Here is a 15,336-nt window from a genome sequence, read left to right as displayed (position 1 = left end):
CGGCGCCGCCGCGGGTCGAAACCCGGGGGCTGCTGCCGGTTGTCGTCCACAGCAAGAATGTACGTCGGCCGCGGCCTACTGCAGCCAGTTCAGGTGCCCTGCCGCCAACGCGTAACCGACGAACGCGACGGCGTCGATCAGAGCGTGCGCGACGATCAGTGGCCACAACCGGCCGGTGCGCACGTACACGTAGCCGAACACCAGCCCCATCGCGAGGTTGCCGAGGCCGGCGCCGAAGCCCTGATAGAGGTGGTACAGACCGCGAAGCACGCTCGTCAGGATCACCGCAGCGACGACGCTCATGCGCAGCTGGCGCAGCCGGGTGAACAGGAATCCGACGACGATCACCTCTTCGGCCCAACCGTTGGCGAACGCGACGAGCAGCAGCACGGGAATGCGCCACCACGTGTCGTAGAGCTCGGCGGGTTCCACGGATGCGTTCATGCCGAGCACCCGGGACAGCAGATAGAACGCCAGTCCGGGCACCCCGATCAACGCGGCAAGGCCGAGACCGCCGAGCAGGTCGGAGCGCAGGCGTATCCGTCCCAACCCGACCTGGCTTGGCCCAAATCCGCTGCGCCACAGCAGATAAAGGCCCAATGCGCCCCACGCCAGCAACTGGAACACCCAGGCGAGGTTGAGGCCGAGATCGATCAGGTCGAACGGCGAGCGGCGCGGATTGAGCGCTACGACCTGTCCGGAGAGCCCGAGCAGGACGGCCTCGGTGAGGTTCAGAAGAGCGGTGTAGGCGGAGAGCCCGAAGGTGACCGCCAGCACGACGACGATCTCGATGCGCAGCGCACGGCGCTGCGGGTCCGTCAGTTCGTCGGGGCCGCCGGTCACCGGAGCCAGGCTAGCGGCCCGGCCGCGACTCAGAGCCGACGCGCGCGCAAGCCGTTGAGGAACGGGCAACCCATGAGCACACGGATCGCCTGGCTCAAGCCGCTGATGTCGTCGACCGGATTCGCGAAGGGCAGCCGGACATCGTGGTCGCCGTCGTCGCCCTCGACGCGAAGCTGCACCCCATAGCGGTCCAGGCCGAGGGGTCGGACACGTCCACGGCGTAACGAGACGGGCAGCCGGCTGGCCAGCCGGTCGACCACCTCGCGGTGTGCGGACTCCATATGTTGCAGCCAGCACGACTCCATCGCGCAGAAGGGGTCCGGGCGCGCACCGAGCAGCGCGCTCAGCCCGACGGATTCGGCGCCGGTGGAATCGGCCACCACGACCGAGTCGATCTCGAGCCGCATGAGTGAGTAGCGCGTATCGCTGTCGCTGTCGGCGTCAGTCGAGTTCACCTGAAGCAGGGCGGGATTCGGATCCTCGGCCGCGATGAGGTCGAGCAGGGCCGCGACGTCGCTCGACGGAACCTCGTGCAGTCGCCCGCGGATCCACACCAGCGACCGCACCGGTTCGCGCAGGGGCAGCGGTGCGTAGTCCGTCATCTCCAGCACGGCCTGGACGCCCGCCTGGGCCGCCGAGACCACCATCTGGGCGACGGCGCCGTCCACCGGGACCGTGATCGCGAACGATCCGTCGTCGAGGAGGTGATGCACCGGGGATTCCGCGGGTTCCAGCCCTTCGACCGCCAGCATCGCGCCGCCCGCGCGTGCGAAAGCGCTGCGGATGCGCTCGGCCGTCGTCGGTGTGACGTTGGTCGAAAGCTCTGTCATCGCCTACCTCCCATAGATAAGGTGAGCCTAACTTAACTATGTCCCCGGCGATCGCGCAAGGCTTACGTGCAGGGGAACGGGATTACCACAGCGAACCGATAGGGTTGGACTGTGATCCGTATCGCTTATCTCGGACCCGAAGGGACCTTCACCGAGTCGGCCTTGCGCGGCATGGTCGAGGCGCAGCTGGTCCCCGTGGCGGACTTCGAATGGTTCCCGGCGGCCAGCGCGGCGGCGGCACTGGAAATGGTGCGATCCTCCGAAGCTGCCTACGCGTGCGTGCCGATCGAGAACTCGATCGAGGGCTCCATCCTGCCGACGCTGGACAGTCTGGCGACCGGCACGCCGCTTCAGATCTTCGCCGAATACGAACTCGACATCGCCTTCACGATCGCGGTGCGTAAGGGCGTCACCGAGCCCACGTCGATCGCCGCTTTTCCGGTGGCGCGTTCCCAGGTCGCGAAGTGGGCCGCACAGCATCTTCCGCACGCCGAGTTCCACCCGGCGGACTCCAACGCCGCAGCGGCTGTCGACGTCGCCAACGGCCATGCCGACGCCGCCGTGACCACCCCGCTGGCCGCGCAACGCCACGGCCTCGAGGTGCTGGCGGCCGGTGTCGTCGACGAGGCCAACGCCCGAACCCGTTTCGTGCTGGCCGGGCCGGTCGGTCCACCGCCGGGCCGCACGAACGCCGACCGGACGTCGGTGGTGCTGCGACTCGACAACGTTCCAGGGGCGCTGGCGTCCGCGCTTGCGGAGTTCGCGATCCGCGACATCGGCCTGACTCGCATCGAATCGCGGCCCACCCGAACCGAACTGGGCACATACGTCTTCTTCCTGGACTGCGTCGGCCACGTCGAAGACCCGCCGGTTGCCGAGGCACTCAAAGCGTTGGTCGAGCGTTGTGCAGATGTGCGCTATCTCGGTTCATGGCCGACGGCGTCGGGCGAGTCGACGCAATCGCGGGAGGGGATTAAATGAGTGGACGGCTGGTGCTGGTCCGGCACGGACAGTCGCATTCAAACGTCGAGCGTCGGCTCGACACCAGACCGCCCGGTGCGGCTCTGACCGATCTGGGCCGGGATCAGTCCCGCACATTCGCGCGCGGGCTCACGGACAAACCCGGGCTCATCGCGCATTCGGTGGCAGTGCGGGCATCGCAGACCGCCCTCGAGATCGCCGACGAACTCGGCGTGGGCACCTACGAATTGGAGGGGATCCACGAAGTGCAGGTGGGTCAACTCGAGGACCGCGACGACGACGCCGCCATCGAGGAGTTCAACAGTATCTACCAGCGGTGGCACCAGGGCGATGTCGATGTGCCGCTGCCCGACGGGGAGACCGCCCGCCAGGTGCTGACCCGGTATCTGCCCGTCGTCACACAACTGCGCATGCGCTACCTCGACGACGACGCGTTCTCCGGCGACATCGTGATGGTGAGCCACGGCGCCGCGATCCGGCTGGCCTCAGCCGTGCTGGCGGGTGTCGACGGCAACTTCGCCCTCGACCACCACCTGGGCAACACCGAGGCTGTCGTGCTGGCGCCGATCACCGACGGCAGATGGAGCTGCGTGCAGTGGGGGACGCTGGTGCCGCCGTTCTATCCGGAGGCCGACGCGCATCCCGTCCAGGATGCGCTCGAGTCGGCCGACCCGATGGGCTAGCCGATTCGGCCGGCTCAGATCGCCGCGGCGATCCTGACATCGCAGGTGCAGCCGATCGCATCGCAGTCGATGGAGAACGCGTGCACCACCTCGGGTGTCTCACAGCCGTCCTCGGTGCATTCGACGCGGTGCCAGGCGTGACGGATGACGGTGCCGTGGCAGTGCTCCACCCCGGCCACACAGTCACGGCACTGCCTCATGGCCCCAGTTTCCCGCGCGCGCAGACGCAAGTGGCCCAACAACGCGGCGTGTCGCGGAATGGGTGCTATCCCCAGCCGAGTTCGTGCAGGCGGTCGTCGTCGATGCCGAAGTGGTGCGCGATCTCGTGGATGACCGTGATGGCGACCTCGTCGACGACCTGCGCTTCGCTTTCGCAGCTGTCCAGCAGTGCGCCGCGATAGATCGTGATGGTGTCCGGCAGCGATCCCGCCGCATACCAGCTGTCGCGCTCGGTCAGCGCGATCCCCTCGTAGAGGCCGAGCAGGTCCGGTTCCTCGGCGTTTCGGTCCTCGACAAGGACGACGACGTTGTCGATCGCCTTCGTGAGCTCCTGGGGGATCAGATCGAGCGCATCGGAGACGAGCTCGTCAAAGCGCTGCGAGCTCATCCGTACGGCCACGCGGTTACGCCGGCGGCGGTGCGGCCGGTCCCGGCGGTGGCGGCAGCCCGGGCGGCGGCGGCGCGGGGACGGCCTCCGGCGCGGGGGGCGGCGGGGGTAGCCCCGGTGGTGGCGGTGGCGGCGGGAGCCCCGGCGGCGGCGCAGGTGCGCCAGGCGGTGGGGGCGGTGCGTTCAGGAATGTGTTGCCCGGTGCGGCGGGGTCGGTGGTCGGGGCCGGGGTCTCGGTGGCCTGCGGGGATCCCGGCATGTGCTGGGTCTGATTGCCGTAATCCGTCTGGTCGTCAGTCGTCTGCGACGTCGACGAGGACGACGTGGACGAAGACCCGGACTCGTCCGGCTCGTCGGGCATCGGGATCGGCGGGAAGTTCAGCCGCTCCTCGGGGATGTCGGGCGGGGGCACCGGCGGCTGACCGTTGATCATCAAGGGACCCTTGGCGCTGTTGAGCAGCGTCGACCAGCCACCGTTTCCGAGAGTCGCACCGATGCTGCACGACACCTGGTGGCTGCCCGCCGACCAGGTCGGCAGCGAGATCGTGCTGTAGATCAGGGTCAGAGTGGTGCTACGCAGGGCAATGGGCGCCAGGTAGGCGTCCGTCATCTTGGTACACGCGTCCTTGATGTAACCGTCCTGCTCCGCCTCGGGCGGAAGGCCTGCCGGGTACTTGTCGGCGAGGTTGACGGCGCCGGTGACTTCCATCGCGTGCGGCGCGGCGCAGTCGATCGGAATATCGGTCGGCTGATTGGTCGACGGGTCGATGCCGAGGCAGGTGCCTGCGGGCCACACCTTCGACTGGTCGATGTCGCCGACCTTGCCCTTGAAGGCCATCTGCTGGTTGTTGGGCCCGGGCAGCTGCATGCCGCAGAGCATCCGGCGCTCACCGTTTTGCCGCCAGGCCTTGTCGCCGGACCACAGCATGCTGATGGTGAAGCGGCTGTTCGGGTCGAACGCGCTGCCCAGGTAGCGCTTGACGGCGGCCGAGCACTGTTCCTGGCTGATCTGCTGGATCCGTGCGGCCGACGGCGGCGCGGCGTCGGGCCCGTACTCGCTGCCGGGGAATGTCCGCATGTCCACCGACTGGGCGACCTCGAACCGGTGGTCGTCCTTGCAGTCGACGATCTCGGCGGCGTCGGGGGTGCGGTCCGGCCAGTTCAGGCAGTCGCCGGCCTTGGCGTGCTTGAAGGTCTCGTTGCCGCGGGGGCCGAGCGAGATCGTGCTGGCCGTCAGGCTGCCCGGCCCCTCTTTCTGAGGGATCGCGGTGATCAGTCCGGCGATGAGTAGGCCGCCGAGGGCGGTCAGCAGCAGCGCCCGCCGGGTCGAGTTGGCCTGCAGGCTGCGCCACCACGACGCCCGCCGAGAGGGCGCAGGGGCCTCATCGACTCGCGGATATTCCATGGTGGGCGCTTCAGACATCTGCTCCATTGTGACAGGCGTGTCGGGCCCTGTGACAACTGATGCAGTTGTAACGTTATGAGGTTGTGCCTGACGGGTCCGACCTCGGCATGATCCCCAGCCCGAACCAAAAGTAGTGTTGCGCCCGTGATCGACCTCAAACTGCTGCGCGACCACCCGGGTGTGGTGCGCGCTTCGCAACGTGCCCGTGGCGAAGACCCCGGCCTCGTCGACGCACTCCTGGACACCGATGCCGCGCGGCGGGCCGCAGTGTCGTCCGCCGACAATCTGCGCGCGGAGCAGAAGGCAGCCAGCAAGAAGGTGGGCAAGGCGTCGCCGGACGAGCGGCCTGCCCTGTTGGCGGCGGCCAAGGAGCTCGCGGACAAGGTCAAGGCCGCCGAGGCGGAGCAGGCCGAGACCGAGACGGCGTTCACCGCGTCGCACATGGCGATCTCGAACGTGATCATCGATGGCGTGCCCGCGGGCGGCGAGGACGACTTCGTCGTGCTCGACACCGTCGGCGAACCCCGCACCATCGACAACCCGAAGGATCACGTCGAGCTGGGCGAGTCGCTGGGACTCATCGACTTGGAGCGGGGCGCGAAGGTGGCCGGCTCGCGGTTCTACTTTCTGACCGGTGCGGGGGCGCTGCTACAGCTCGGACTGCTGCAGCTGGCCGCGCGCCTGGCCCAGCAGAACGGTTTCACCCTGATGATCCCGCCGGTGCTGGTGCGACCGGAGATCATGGCGGGCACCGGATTTCTCGGTGCCCATGCCGAGGAGGTGTACCACCTCGAGGCCGACGATCTCTATCTGGTCGGCACGTCGGAAGTGGCGTTGGCCGGTTACCACTCCGGCGAGATCCTCGATCTTTCGGACGGGCCGCTGCGCTACGCGGGGTGGTCATCGTGCTTCCGGCGTGAGGCGGGCAGCCATGGCAAGGACACCCGCGGCATCATCCGTGTGCATCAGTTCGACAAGGTCGAGGGCTTCATCTACTGCAAACCCGAGGATGCCGAGGCCGAACACCAGCGGTTGCTCGGATGGGAGCGCGAGATGCTCGCGCAGATCGACGTTCCGTACCGCGTAATCGACATTGCCGCAGGTGATTTGGGCTCATCGGCTGCGCGCAAATTCGACTGCGAGGCGTGGATCCCGACCCAGGGGACTTATCGGGAGCTGACCTCGACGTCGAACTGCACGACGTTTCAGGCACGCCGTCTTGCGGTGCGCTACCGCGACGAGAACGGCAAGCCACAGACGGCAGCGACCCTCAACGGCACGCTGGCGACGACGCGGTGGCTGGTGGCCATTCTCGAGAACCACCAGCAGCCCGACGGCAGCGTCAAGGTGCCGGCAGCCTTGGTGCCCTTCGTCGGAACCGAGGTGCTCGAGCCGACGAAGAACTAAGGCGCCAGCAGTTCATCGAGCATGGCGATGAACTCCTTGGGCCGCTGCGGGGTGAATGCCGGTGCGGGGCGCACCCCGTCGACGTCGAGGACGATGAGTGTCGACTTGATCGGACGCCAGACGTCGAGCGGCATCCAGCGCCGAGGATCGAAACTCCCCCAGACGCGGAACCGCTCGGTGAACATGCCGAGCGACTCGGCCTTGTAGCCCCGGATCGACCGTAGCGGAATGATCTTCGATGTTCCTGACGGAAAGTGGTAGCGGCGCAGTGTGATCGCCAGCTGGTCGAGCTGAATCATCCCGTCGTCGTAGCACTGACGCGGGCGCGTCACGACTGCGCACCCTCTCGAGCGGAGCGCAACTCGTGGCCCTTTGTCGTCAGGCACCGGCCGTTCTCGAGGTTCCACTGCCAGCCGTGCAGATTGCACGTCAGTGTGGAGCCTTCCACCACACCGAACTTCGAGAGGTCGGCCTTCAAGTGCGGGCAACGGCGCTGAATCTCCCAGCCGTCCAATGTGATAGACGCGGTGTCGTCGTGCGCCTCGGCGAACCAGCCGTCCGCATAGGCGACGCGCTCGTCGGTCAGGCATTTGAAGAAGGTGTAGAGGTACTCGTTGTAGCCGCCGACCCGCCACGCCGAGAATCGGGTGGACAGGAAGATGGTGTTGACCCAGTCCGGCTCGGCGTCGCGCAGCACCGTCCTCACGAGTTCCGGTGCGATCGCGAAGCCGTAACGAAACTTCTCGTCCGGAATAGGTTCGCGCACTGCACGTTTCGGGAAGTCGAGCACGACTGTCTCGTCATGCCCATTTCCGCGGAGCCGGAGTTCTACCGGATAGCCGATGCCGTCGCAGATCTGGTCGCTTTGAAGCATGATGGGCTCGAACAGTGTGCGCAGCGGCTCCAGCAGAGATTCACCGGCTGCAGGCGCCCAGTTCGCCTTCTCCGCGGCGAGCACGGGCGCCATCCGCTCGGCATAGTCGGCGATGTAGGCCGCCTTACCGCTGGTGAAAATCGCGTGCACCTGATCGTCGGGCAGCGGGTGCTGAAGTGATTTCAACTGTGAGCCAACGAAATCGGCCGTCGAGCCGGGCATCATCAGAAGGCCGCCGTCGTGACCGTGGGCACGCATCTGGTCGAGGAAGACCACCTGGTTGGGAAAGATGTTCGCGGGGTCGTCGTGATCGTCGTTGAGGTCGCGCAGCGCCGGGTCCAGGAAGCACGGCGGGCCCGCGGACGGGATCACCCACGTCGCGGCAACCTGTGCGATGTACTGGCGGCACCGGTCCATCTGACGCTGACGCTTCTGGATGCCGAAGGCCGCCTTGGCGCGGGCGGGCATGTCGTAGACCATCGGGTACCAGATGGCCCCGGAGTACTGCAGCATGTGCACGTCGACGGCTCCGAAGTCAGCGTGCACCACGTCGAGGTCGACGGGTCGCGCATCGTTCATGTTGAAGCAGACCGTGTCGCCGTCGTCGACCACCAGGCCCGAGTCTCCGATCGGGCCGTCGGCGGGGGCACGCAGCGAGATGATCATCACATCGAGGTCGCCCTTGGGTCCGCTGACGCGATGTTTGACCGAGTCGGTGGTTTCGAAGAACCGGTGAAACCCGAGTTGTTCCAGTTCCCGGCGCAGGTCTGGCACCGGGAAGTCGGGCAGCAGCACCACCGCGTCCTTGTTCACGTGCGCAGTCAGGTTTCTGGGGTCGAAGTGGTCGGCGTGCAGATGCGATACGTACAGGTAGTCGCAGTCGCCGAGGGCGTCCCAGTCCAGCTCACTGTTGTCGGGGAACGGGAACCACGACGCGAAGTACGCCGGGTTGACCCACGGATCGCACAAAATGCTTCCGGCGTTCGTTTCGATCCGGAAGCCTGCGTGTCCGACGCTGGTGACCTGCACTGATGCCCCTTCGGTGAGATCGCGTTGTGCCGGGTCCAAGCCTAACCGGAGGCGAACAGATGGCGTAAATACGCGTCGGGCTCCGACAGGAAGCGGCGCCAGTGGGCCACCATCGGCAGGTCATCCCATGTGCTGACGTGGCGGCCGTGCTCGCCGAGTTCAATGATCGTCGCCCCGGGGAACGCGGCGAGCACCGGTGAGTGGGTGGCGAGCAGGACCTGCGATCCATCGGCGACGAGCGAGTCCATCAGCACCATCAATTGCAGACACGACTGAAACGACAGCGCGGCCTCGGGTTCGTCGAGGATGAACAGCCCACGCTCGGTGTCCCGCGACGACAGGAATGCCAGGAACGACTCACCGTGGCTGCGGGCGTTGAGCGCGCCGTCGAAAGCCTGGTGCGGGATGCCTTGCGGGGTGTTCCGGTCGACCTCGGTGAACAACTGATGCATCGCCTCGGCCCGCAGGAAACAGCCGCCTGCAGGCGGCGGGTACTCGCCCTGCAGCCGCACCGCCCAGTGCAGATCGCTGTCCTCATCGCTCGCCCGCGGCGACCAGTGTTTGACCGCTCCGCGCAGCCGCGCGGCCCACGAGGCGGCGACGGCTTCGAGCAACGTCGACTTCCCCGACCCGTTCTCGCCGACGATCACCGTGACCGGTGCGTCGAGCACCAGCGGCTGCGTGGCGAGTTGCGAGATCGCCGCGATGTCGAAATACCAAGCTTCCGAAGCCTTCTCGGCGTCCAATGCGATCTGCTGCAGAATCAATTGCCGTCCTCCCACAGACGCAGGTAGTGGTCCATGCGGTCCTGATCGGGTGCGATGCCGTAGGCATCGAAGAACTCGCCGCGCCAGTCGCCGCGGTAGTTGTACCGCAGCGACCATTCCGCGACTGAGATTGCCCTGGGGGCACCTCCCGCTTGCGGGGGACGGTCGGCGACACCGAGATCGCCGAGGTCGACGTGCCCGCTGGGTTGTCCGTCGTCGTCGATCAAGGTGTTCGGTGCACATGCGTCGCCGTGGCACACGACGAGCCGATCGACATGGCGCCCCTCGGTCACCCACGCCGGCGGCCCGAACGGGCAGTCCTCGACCGGCAACGCGTCGTGCATCAACGCCAGGCCCGCGCCGATCGCCCGCGCCGCCGTGCGCGGATCACTGAGCCACCGCGGATCGACCGCGGAGGAACCCGGCAGCCCCTCGGTGTGCAGCCAACCGTCGCCTGCGCCCAGCACCCGCGGCACGCGGAGGTAGGTGGCCGCCCACGGGAGCCGGCAGGCCTCGGCCTCGAGGTGGTGCGCCCATCGCGGCGGCGTGACCTTGACGTATTCGGATCCGCCGTCGACGGCGAAGGTGACACCGCCGAGTTCGTTGACCCACACCGGGGCCACCGGCCTGCCCGCCGCGATCTCGGTGACGACCAAGGGAGTCGGCACGGGTTCGGTGGGCCGGGTCACGCGACTAGGCTGCCTGATGTGGAGCCGGTATACGGAACAGTCATCCAACTCGCCAGGCTGCTTTGGCGAATACAGGGGCTGACGTTCACCGTCACCGGGGTCGAGAATCTGCCGGTCGACGGTGGGGCCGTGATCGCCATCAACCACACGGGGTACATCGACTTCACCTTCGCCGGCCTGCCCGCCTACAAACAGGGTCGTCATCGCAAGGTCCGGTTCATGGCGAAGAAAGAGGTCTTCGACAACAAGCTGACCGGCCCGATCATGCGCAGCCTGCGTCACATCGAGGTGGACCGCAACAGCGGTGCCGCATCGTTTGACGAGGCCTGCCGCAAGCTCAAGGAAGGTGAACTGGTCGGCGTCTATCCCGAGGCCACCATCAGCCGCAGCTTCGAGATCAAAGAGTTCAAATCCGGTGCCGCGCGGATGGCGATCGCCGCCGACGTGCCGATCGTCCCGCACATCGTCTGGGGCGCGCAGCGCGTCTGGACCAAGGGCCATCCCAAGAACATGCGCCGTCCCAAGGTGCCGATCACCGTGGCCGTGGGCGAGCCGATCTACCCGACGTTGCCGCCCGCCGAGCTGACCGCGCTGCTGCATTCGCGGATGCAGCATCTGCTCGATCGCGTACAGGACACCTACGGTGCCCATCCGCCCGGTGAGTTCTGGGTTCCGCACCGGCTCGGCGGCGGTGCGCCGTCGCTGGCCGAGGCGAACCGGATGGACGCCGAAGAGGCTGCGGAGAAGGCGGCCCGCCGCGAACAGCGGGGCCCCGAAGGAGCCGCGGGGTAGCGCGCATGGAGCCGGTTTTCCGCATGTTGGAGATTGCCGTCAGCACGGCGAACAGGGCGATCGGTACCCGGATCACGTACCTCGGGCTGGAGAACATCCCGGCACAAGGCGGTGCGGTCGTCGCGATCAACCACACCAGCTACCTCGACTGGTATCCCTCGGCGCTGGCGGCCTATCAGGTCAAACGCCGATTGCGATTCATGATCAAGTCCGAAATGCAGCAGGTGAGGATCGTCAACTTCTTGATCAAGCACTCCAAGACGATTCCGGTGGACCGCGATGCCGGTGGTGAGGCCTATGCCGCTGCCACCGAGCGACTGCGGGCGGGGGAGCTCGTCGCCGTGTATCCCGAGGCCACGATCAGCCGCAGTTTCGAGCTCAAGGAGTTCAAGTCCGGGGCGGCGCGGATGGCGCGCGACGCGCAGGTGCCGATCATCCCCATGATCGTGTGGGGTGCGCAACGAATGTGGACCAAGGACCACCCGCGAAACATGGGCCGCAAGAAGATACCGATCACCGTTGCGATCGGCCCCCCTGTGTACGCCGCGGCGACGACCGATGAGACCAGCGCCGCGATGCGCGACGCCATGAACAAGCTCCTGCACATGGTGCAGGAGGACTATCCGCATCCCGCGGGGGAGTATTGGGTGCCGCACCGCCTCGGCGGTTGCGCACCGACGATTGAAGAGGCCAAGTTGCTCGAGGAAGCAGAACTCGCAGAGCGAGCGCGCAAGCGGGCCGAGCGAGAGACGAAAAGCCGCCGGTGACACTGCCGCTGCTCATTGCCTCCGATGTGGACGGCACGCTGCTCGACGACGACGACAACATCACCGGTCGCACCCGCGCCGCAATCACGGCGGCGGTGGACTCCGGTACCCGGTTCGTGCTCGCGACCGGTCGGCCGCCGCGCTGGGTCAACCCCGTGGTCGAAGCCCTGGGTTTCGCGCCGATGGCGGTGTGCGCCAACGGCGCAGTGATCTACGACCCGTCGACCGACCGCATCCTGTCGGCCCGGACGTTGTCCGTCGACCTGCTCGGTGAGCTCGCCGAGATCGCCACCCGTGTCATCCCCGGCGCGGGCCTTGCCGTCGAACGGGTCGGGCGCAGCGCACACGATGCCGCCACCCCGCAGTTCGTCAGCTCGCCCGGCTACGAGCATGCATGGCTCAACCCGGACAACACCGAGGTGTCGATCGAAGACCTGCTGAGTGCCCCCGCCATCAAGTTGCTCATCCGCAAGGCGGGAGCGCAGAGCGCCGACATGGCCGATGCATTGGCCAAATACGTTGGTCTGCAGGGCGATATCACCTACTCGACCAACAACGGCCTGATCGAGGTGATGCCGCTGGGCATCAGCAAGGCCACCGGAATCGCCGAACTGGCCCAGCCGCTGGACATCGCCGCCGAAGACGTGGTCGCTTTCGGTGACATGCCCAACGACGTGCCGATGCTGAGCTGGGCCGGACTCGGTGTCGCAATGGGCAACGCTCATCCGGATGCGGTGGCCGCGGCCGACGAGGTCACCGCGACGAACGCGGACGACGGCGTGGCCCGGGTGCTCGAGCGTTGGTGGTTGTGACTACGCAGGGCTGATGGGCGGTGTGAATCGCTCCAGCTGGATCGGGGTGCTGTCGAACACCGACTTCGGAAGATCGGTGGCGACCTGGTCGATGACGCGGGTGACGGTGCCGGTCTCGCGGTCGAAGTTCAGCGTGCCGTGCTGGAAGTTCTGCACGATCCACAGCGGTTCGGAGATCTCGCCGCTCGTCGGCAGGCCCAGCGCACCGCGCTCGAAGCCCAGCGATCCCCAGGCCGTGTAGATCTCGCCGGTGACCGGTTCGGCTCCGCTGGTCGGCGACCAGTAGATCGCGCCGTGCTCGAAGTTGGCGTACCGCACCGGGCCTTCACCGGACGCCTCAGGCGACCGGGGTGCGCCCAGGGGGCTGTTCGGACCGCCCATCGATTCCCACTTCATGAAGATCGCACCGCCGCGCAAGGTGTCCGCCAGATTCGGCGGCCCCGGCGGTCTGTTGAATCGCGCCGCGATATCGCGGATCTGGTCCATGGCGGCATATGCCGCATTGCCCGGGCATTCGGTGATGCCCACGTCGCGGTGGGTGAAGATGGTCGGCAGCGTCGGGGTCGCCCCGAACGGGAATTTGGAGAACGAGGTGCCTGCCGAGGCGAGCACCACCGTGCCCTTCGGATCGATGTGGTCGAGGCCGAGGCGCCATCCGAGCAATCTGCCCGTGTTCTCCAACTGGATCTGGGTCGGGGCGGCCTGGTCGAAGTTACCCAACATCGCCACCCCCCAGGTGTCGCGGTTGAAGCCACCGGTGTGGGCGCCCTCGACGGGTTTGTCGATGCCGCCCGCGCGACCCTCGAAGACCTGCCCGTACTTGTCGACCAGTGCGTTGTACGCGATGTCGCACCAACCCAGCGTGCGCGTGTGGTACTCGTAGATGGACCGGATGATCCCGGCCGAATCCTGGGGAGCGTATTCGTTGCTTCCGGCGGTGTGGTGGACGATTCCGGCCCGGATCCCCTTGTCGTACTGCGGGTTTGGGCACCGTATCGACTCGTCGGCACCCCACGCCGCCCGGCTGATGATCTGGGGCGGAACCCCCGGAGCAGTGACCGCCGCGGGCAGCGGCAACGAATCGACCGGCGCCTCCGGCGGGCTGATCAGCACGGCGTTGACGTTCTGGGGCAGCGGCTGTTCGACGTTGGCGGGCACGTACCCGAGCGCGGGCCGATCATCGGCCGGCGGTGGTTTCTGTGCAGGCGTCCCCTGCGTCCCGCGCGTGGGCCCAGGACGGGTGACCGCGATCTGCACCGTGTTGGTGCGACCGACGAAGACCGGTTCGGTGCCGTGCGGGGCACCCGCCGCGGGGACGTCGGGCCCGAGCCCGTCCATGGCCTCCGCCTCGTACCAGGGACCCCAGGTGCCGTCGGCTTTCTTGGCGCGGATGCGGGCCGATGTGCCCGACAGGTCGCTGGCGGTCAGCGCGACCAGAGAGAAGGGGGTGTCCTGGTGGACCTCGCGAACCGTCTCACCGCCGCCGAGGTCGGCCAGCGGTTGTTGCGTGAGCTGTGTTGGGCTCGGTGACGACTCCTTGTCATCGCCGATGCCAGGAATGCCGTAGATCGCCATCGGCAACACGACAGCCGTCGCCGCGATGGCGGTGAACAGCATCGACGGCAACCGACGGCGACACGACACAAGCTGATGTTACGTATGTGTCAGTTGTTACCAATGTTTCGACACGGCGCCCGGAGCGACCAAAATGGGCTGCGCTTCACACAACGGCACCGCAGAGCCAGGGTGAAGGCTTCTGCGGTGCCGTTCGGTGACAGGTTTTATGCGCCGGCGCCGGTGGAGGCCGCTGCTGCGGCGGCCGCCGCGGGTGCTGCGGCTGCTGCGGGTGCTGCCGCGGCAGGAACCGCTGCTGCGGCCGGCTTGACGGCCGACATGATCGCGGGCATCACCATTCCCTTGAGCAGGTCGATCGCCTGACCGGCGCCCAATTGGTTGGCCATGCTGGACAGATCGCCCATGATGCCGGGGCTCCCGGTGCTCGCAGGCGCCGCCAGGGACGGATCACCCATGATCGGGTACATACCCGCGGCGGGATCCAGCCCGATCGGCGCCGAGATCGGAATCTCGCTGGGTGCCGGCAGCGCGCTGGTGGACAGCGGGGACAGTCCCGGGGCGGTGAGCGACGCCGCCGGCGTCGACAGTCCCGGTGTCGTCAGGTCCGGTGTCGTCAGACCCGTCGCACCCGTGCTCGGGGTGGTCAGCCCGGGCGTGGAGAGCGCCGGACTCGTCAGCGCGGGGTTGGCCAGCGCCGGATCGGTCAGCGCGGGTCCGGTCGCCGTGAGGCCCGGAAGGGTCGCGCTCGGCGCCGTGAGGCCGGGCGTGGTGAGGCCCGGTGTGCTCAGCCCAGGTGCGCTCAACCCTGGCGTGGACAGCCCCGGTGCCGTGAGGGCGGGCGAGGTCAGCCCAGGGGTGGTCAGCGCCGGGGGTGTGGTGGACCCGGTACCCGTCAGCACGCCAGTGGGCATCGGCGGCAGGTTGATGCCGAATTGCGAAAGGCCCTGGGACAGCGCTGAGATCAGCTCGTTCGGCAGGTCGGTGACGCCCGCGGCCTGGACGAACTCGCGCTTCTGGGTCGGCGGATCGATGCTCGCCGACAACTCGGATACGGCGACTACTGCTGCTGGACTCGCGACTGCCAGGGCGGCGACTGCGCTCATGGCCGTCGAGAGCCTGCGTCGACGTCGGTTCGGCACGGAAGTCTCCTCAATATATGGACTACGTCTGGTAGGTACTCGTACGTGATTGACGGTACTGGTGTGACTGGTGAGACTAAAGTGACGATACGGAATTGTGAGCCAATCTTGACCTGAGGCGGCGATCGGATTCGAA

Annotated in this window: 17 protein-coding genes; 6 read left to right on the top strand and 11 right to left on the bottom strand. The window is 67.2% G+C overall.

All coding sequences use genetic code 11. The features are described from left to right. Window positions 1-75 precede the first annotated feature (75 nt). Window positions 76-843, bottom strand: a complete 768-nt coding sequence (locus AB4Z42_RS13795) for a CPBP family intramembrane glutamic endopeptidase (RefSeq protein WP_442009748.1) — start codon at window positions 841-843, stop codon at window positions 76-78. 29 nt (window positions 844-872) lie between these two features. Continuing rightward, a complete protein-coding gene (locus AB4Z42_RS13790; protein WP_442009747.1) occupies window positions 873-1,673 on the bottom strand; it encodes a DUF2470 domain-containing protein in 801 nt (266 codons plus the stop codon). A gap of 111 nt (window positions 1,674-1,784) precedes the next feature. Here AB4Z42_RS13790 and pheA point away from each other — a divergent pair, with 111 nt between their 5' ends. Together pheA and AB4Z42_RS13780 are read left to right on the top strand one after the other, a co-directional pair. Further along, window positions 1,785-2,654, top strand: a complete 870-nt coding sequence (pheA, locus tag AB4Z42_RS13785) for a prephenate dehydratase (protein ID WP_442009746.1) — start codon at window positions 1,785-1,787, stop codon at window positions 2,652-2,654. Then, on the top strand, window positions 2,651-3,337 hold the full coding sequence (locus AB4Z42_RS13780; protein ID WP_442009745.1) for a histidine phosphatase family protein: 687 nt from the start codon (window positions 2,651-2,653) through the stop codon (window positions 3,335-3,337). The genes pheA and AB4Z42_RS13780 overlap by 4 nt, the downstream gene beginning before the upstream one ends. A gap of 14 nt (window positions 3,338-3,351) precedes the next feature. Here AB4Z42_RS13780 and AB4Z42_RS13775 read toward each other — a convergent pair whose 3' ends face one another. The 3 genes from AB4Z42_RS13775 to AB4Z42_RS13765 all read right to left on the bottom strand — a co-directional run bounded on the left by AB4Z42_RS13775 (window position 3,352) and on the right by AB4Z42_RS13765 (window position 5,376). Continuing rightward, the gene (locus tag AB4Z42_RS13775) at window positions 3,352-3,537 is read right to left on the bottom strand and encodes a hypothetical protein (RefSeq protein WP_442009744.1); all 186 of its coding nucleotides are present in this window, start codon (window positions 3,535-3,537) and stop codon (window positions 3,352-3,354) included. Between the two features lie 65 nt (window positions 3,538-3,602). Beyond that, entirely contained in the window at window positions 3,603-3,944 is a 342-nt protein-coding gene (locus tag AB4Z42_RS13770; RefSeq protein ID WP_442009743.1) for a metallopeptidase family protein, read from the bottom strand. A gap of 16 nt (window positions 3,945-3,960) precedes the next feature. Then, the gene (locus AB4Z42_RS13765; RefSeq protein WP_442009742.1) at window positions 3,961-5,376 is read right to left on the bottom strand and encodes a septum formation family protein; all 1,416 of its coding nucleotides are present in this window, start codon (window positions 5,374-5,376) and stop codon (window positions 3,961-3,963) included. 117 nt (window positions 5,377-5,493) lie between these two features. Between AB4Z42_RS13765 and serS the strand changes: the two genes are divergently transcribed. Continuing rightward, window positions 5,494-6,756, top strand: a complete 1,263-nt coding sequence (serS, locus tag AB4Z42_RS13760) for a serine--tRNA ligase (RefSeq protein ID WP_442009741.1) — start codon at window positions 5,494-5,496, stop codon at window positions 6,754-6,756. Here the strand turns inward: serS and AB4Z42_RS13755 are convergent. Genes AB4Z42_RS13755 through AB4Z42_RS13740 form a run of 4 tightly spaced genes read right to left on the bottom strand, consistent with a single transcriptional unit; the run spans window position 6,753 to window position 10,115 of the window. Then, complete coding sequence (locus AB4Z42_RS13755) at window positions 6,753-7,055, bottom strand: hypothetical protein (protein WP_442010041.1); 303 nt, start codon at window positions 7,053-7,055, stop codon at window positions 6,753-6,755. The two genes, serS and AB4Z42_RS13755, sit on opposite strands and share 4 nt — an antisense overlap. Before the next feature lie 29 nt (window positions 7,056-7,084). After that, a complete protein-coding gene (locus tag AB4Z42_RS13750; protein WP_442009740.1) occupies window positions 7,085-8,659 on the bottom strand; it encodes a Rieske 2Fe-2S domain-containing protein in 1,575 nt (524 codons plus the stop codon). A gap of 41 nt (window positions 8,660-8,700) precedes the next feature. Continuing rightward, window positions 8,701-9,426 carry an AAA family ATPase gene (locus AB4Z42_RS13745; protein ID WP_442009739.1) on the bottom strand — a complete coding sequence of 242 codons (726 nt, stop codon included), beginning with the start codon at window positions 9,424-9,426 and terminating at the stop codon, window positions 8,701-8,703. Beyond that, a complete protein-coding gene (locus AB4Z42_RS13740; protein ID WP_442009738.1) occupies window positions 9,423-10,115 on the bottom strand; it encodes a phosphotransferase in 693 nt (230 codons plus the stop codon). Before AB4Z42_RS13740 ends, AB4Z42_RS13745 begins: the two co-directional genes overlap by 4 nt. An 18-nt stretch (window positions 10,116-10,133) precedes the next feature. Here AB4Z42_RS13740 and AB4Z42_RS13735 point away from each other — a divergent pair, with 18 nt between their 5' ends. From AB4Z42_RS13735 to AB4Z42_RS13725, 3 genes are read left to right on the top strand one after another with little or no spacing between them, the layout of a single operon-like run. Then, window positions 10,134-10,907 carry a lysophospholipid acyltransferase family protein gene (locus AB4Z42_RS13735; RefSeq protein WP_442009737.1) on the top strand — a complete coding sequence of 258 codons (774 nt, stop codon included), beginning with the start codon at window positions 10,134-10,136 and terminating at the stop codon, window positions 10,905-10,907. Window positions 10,908-10,912: 5 nt separating this feature from the next. Further along, entirely contained in the window at window positions 10,913-11,674 is a 762-nt protein-coding gene (locus AB4Z42_RS13730; RefSeq protein WP_442009736.1) for a lysophospholipid acyltransferase family protein, read from the top strand. Next, window positions 11,671-12,486, top strand: coding sequence for an HAD family hydrolase (locus AB4Z42_RS13725; protein WP_442009735.1), 816 nt, complete (start codon window positions 11,671-11,673; stop codon window positions 12,484-12,486). Before AB4Z42_RS13730 ends, AB4Z42_RS13725 begins: the two co-directional genes overlap by 4 nt. Here AB4Z42_RS13725 and AB4Z42_RS13720 read toward each other — a convergent pair whose 3' ends face one another. Both AB4Z42_RS13720 and AB4Z42_RS13715 read right to left on the bottom strand, forming a co-directional pair. Continuing rightward, window positions 12,487-14,103 carry an N-acetylmuramoyl-L-alanine amidase gene (locus tag AB4Z42_RS13720; RefSeq protein ID WP_442010040.1) on the bottom strand — a complete coding sequence of 539 codons (1,617 nt, stop codon included), beginning with the start codon at window positions 14,101-14,103 and terminating at the stop codon, window positions 12,487-12,489. A gap of 164 nt (window positions 14,104-14,267) precedes the next feature. Continuing rightward, entirely contained in the window at window positions 14,268-15,200 is a 933-nt protein-coding gene (locus AB4Z42_RS13715) for a hypothetical protein (RefSeq protein WP_442009734.1), read from the bottom strand. Window positions 15,201-15,336 lie beyond the last annotated feature (136 nt).

It is taken from the genome of Mycobacterium sp. 2YAF39, from assembly GCF_052114565.1.
GTDB lineage: Bacteria > Actinomycetota > Actinomycetes > Mycobacteriales > Mycobacteriaceae > Mycobacterium.
This window is presented reverse-complemented; position numbering and strand designations above follow the sequence as displayed.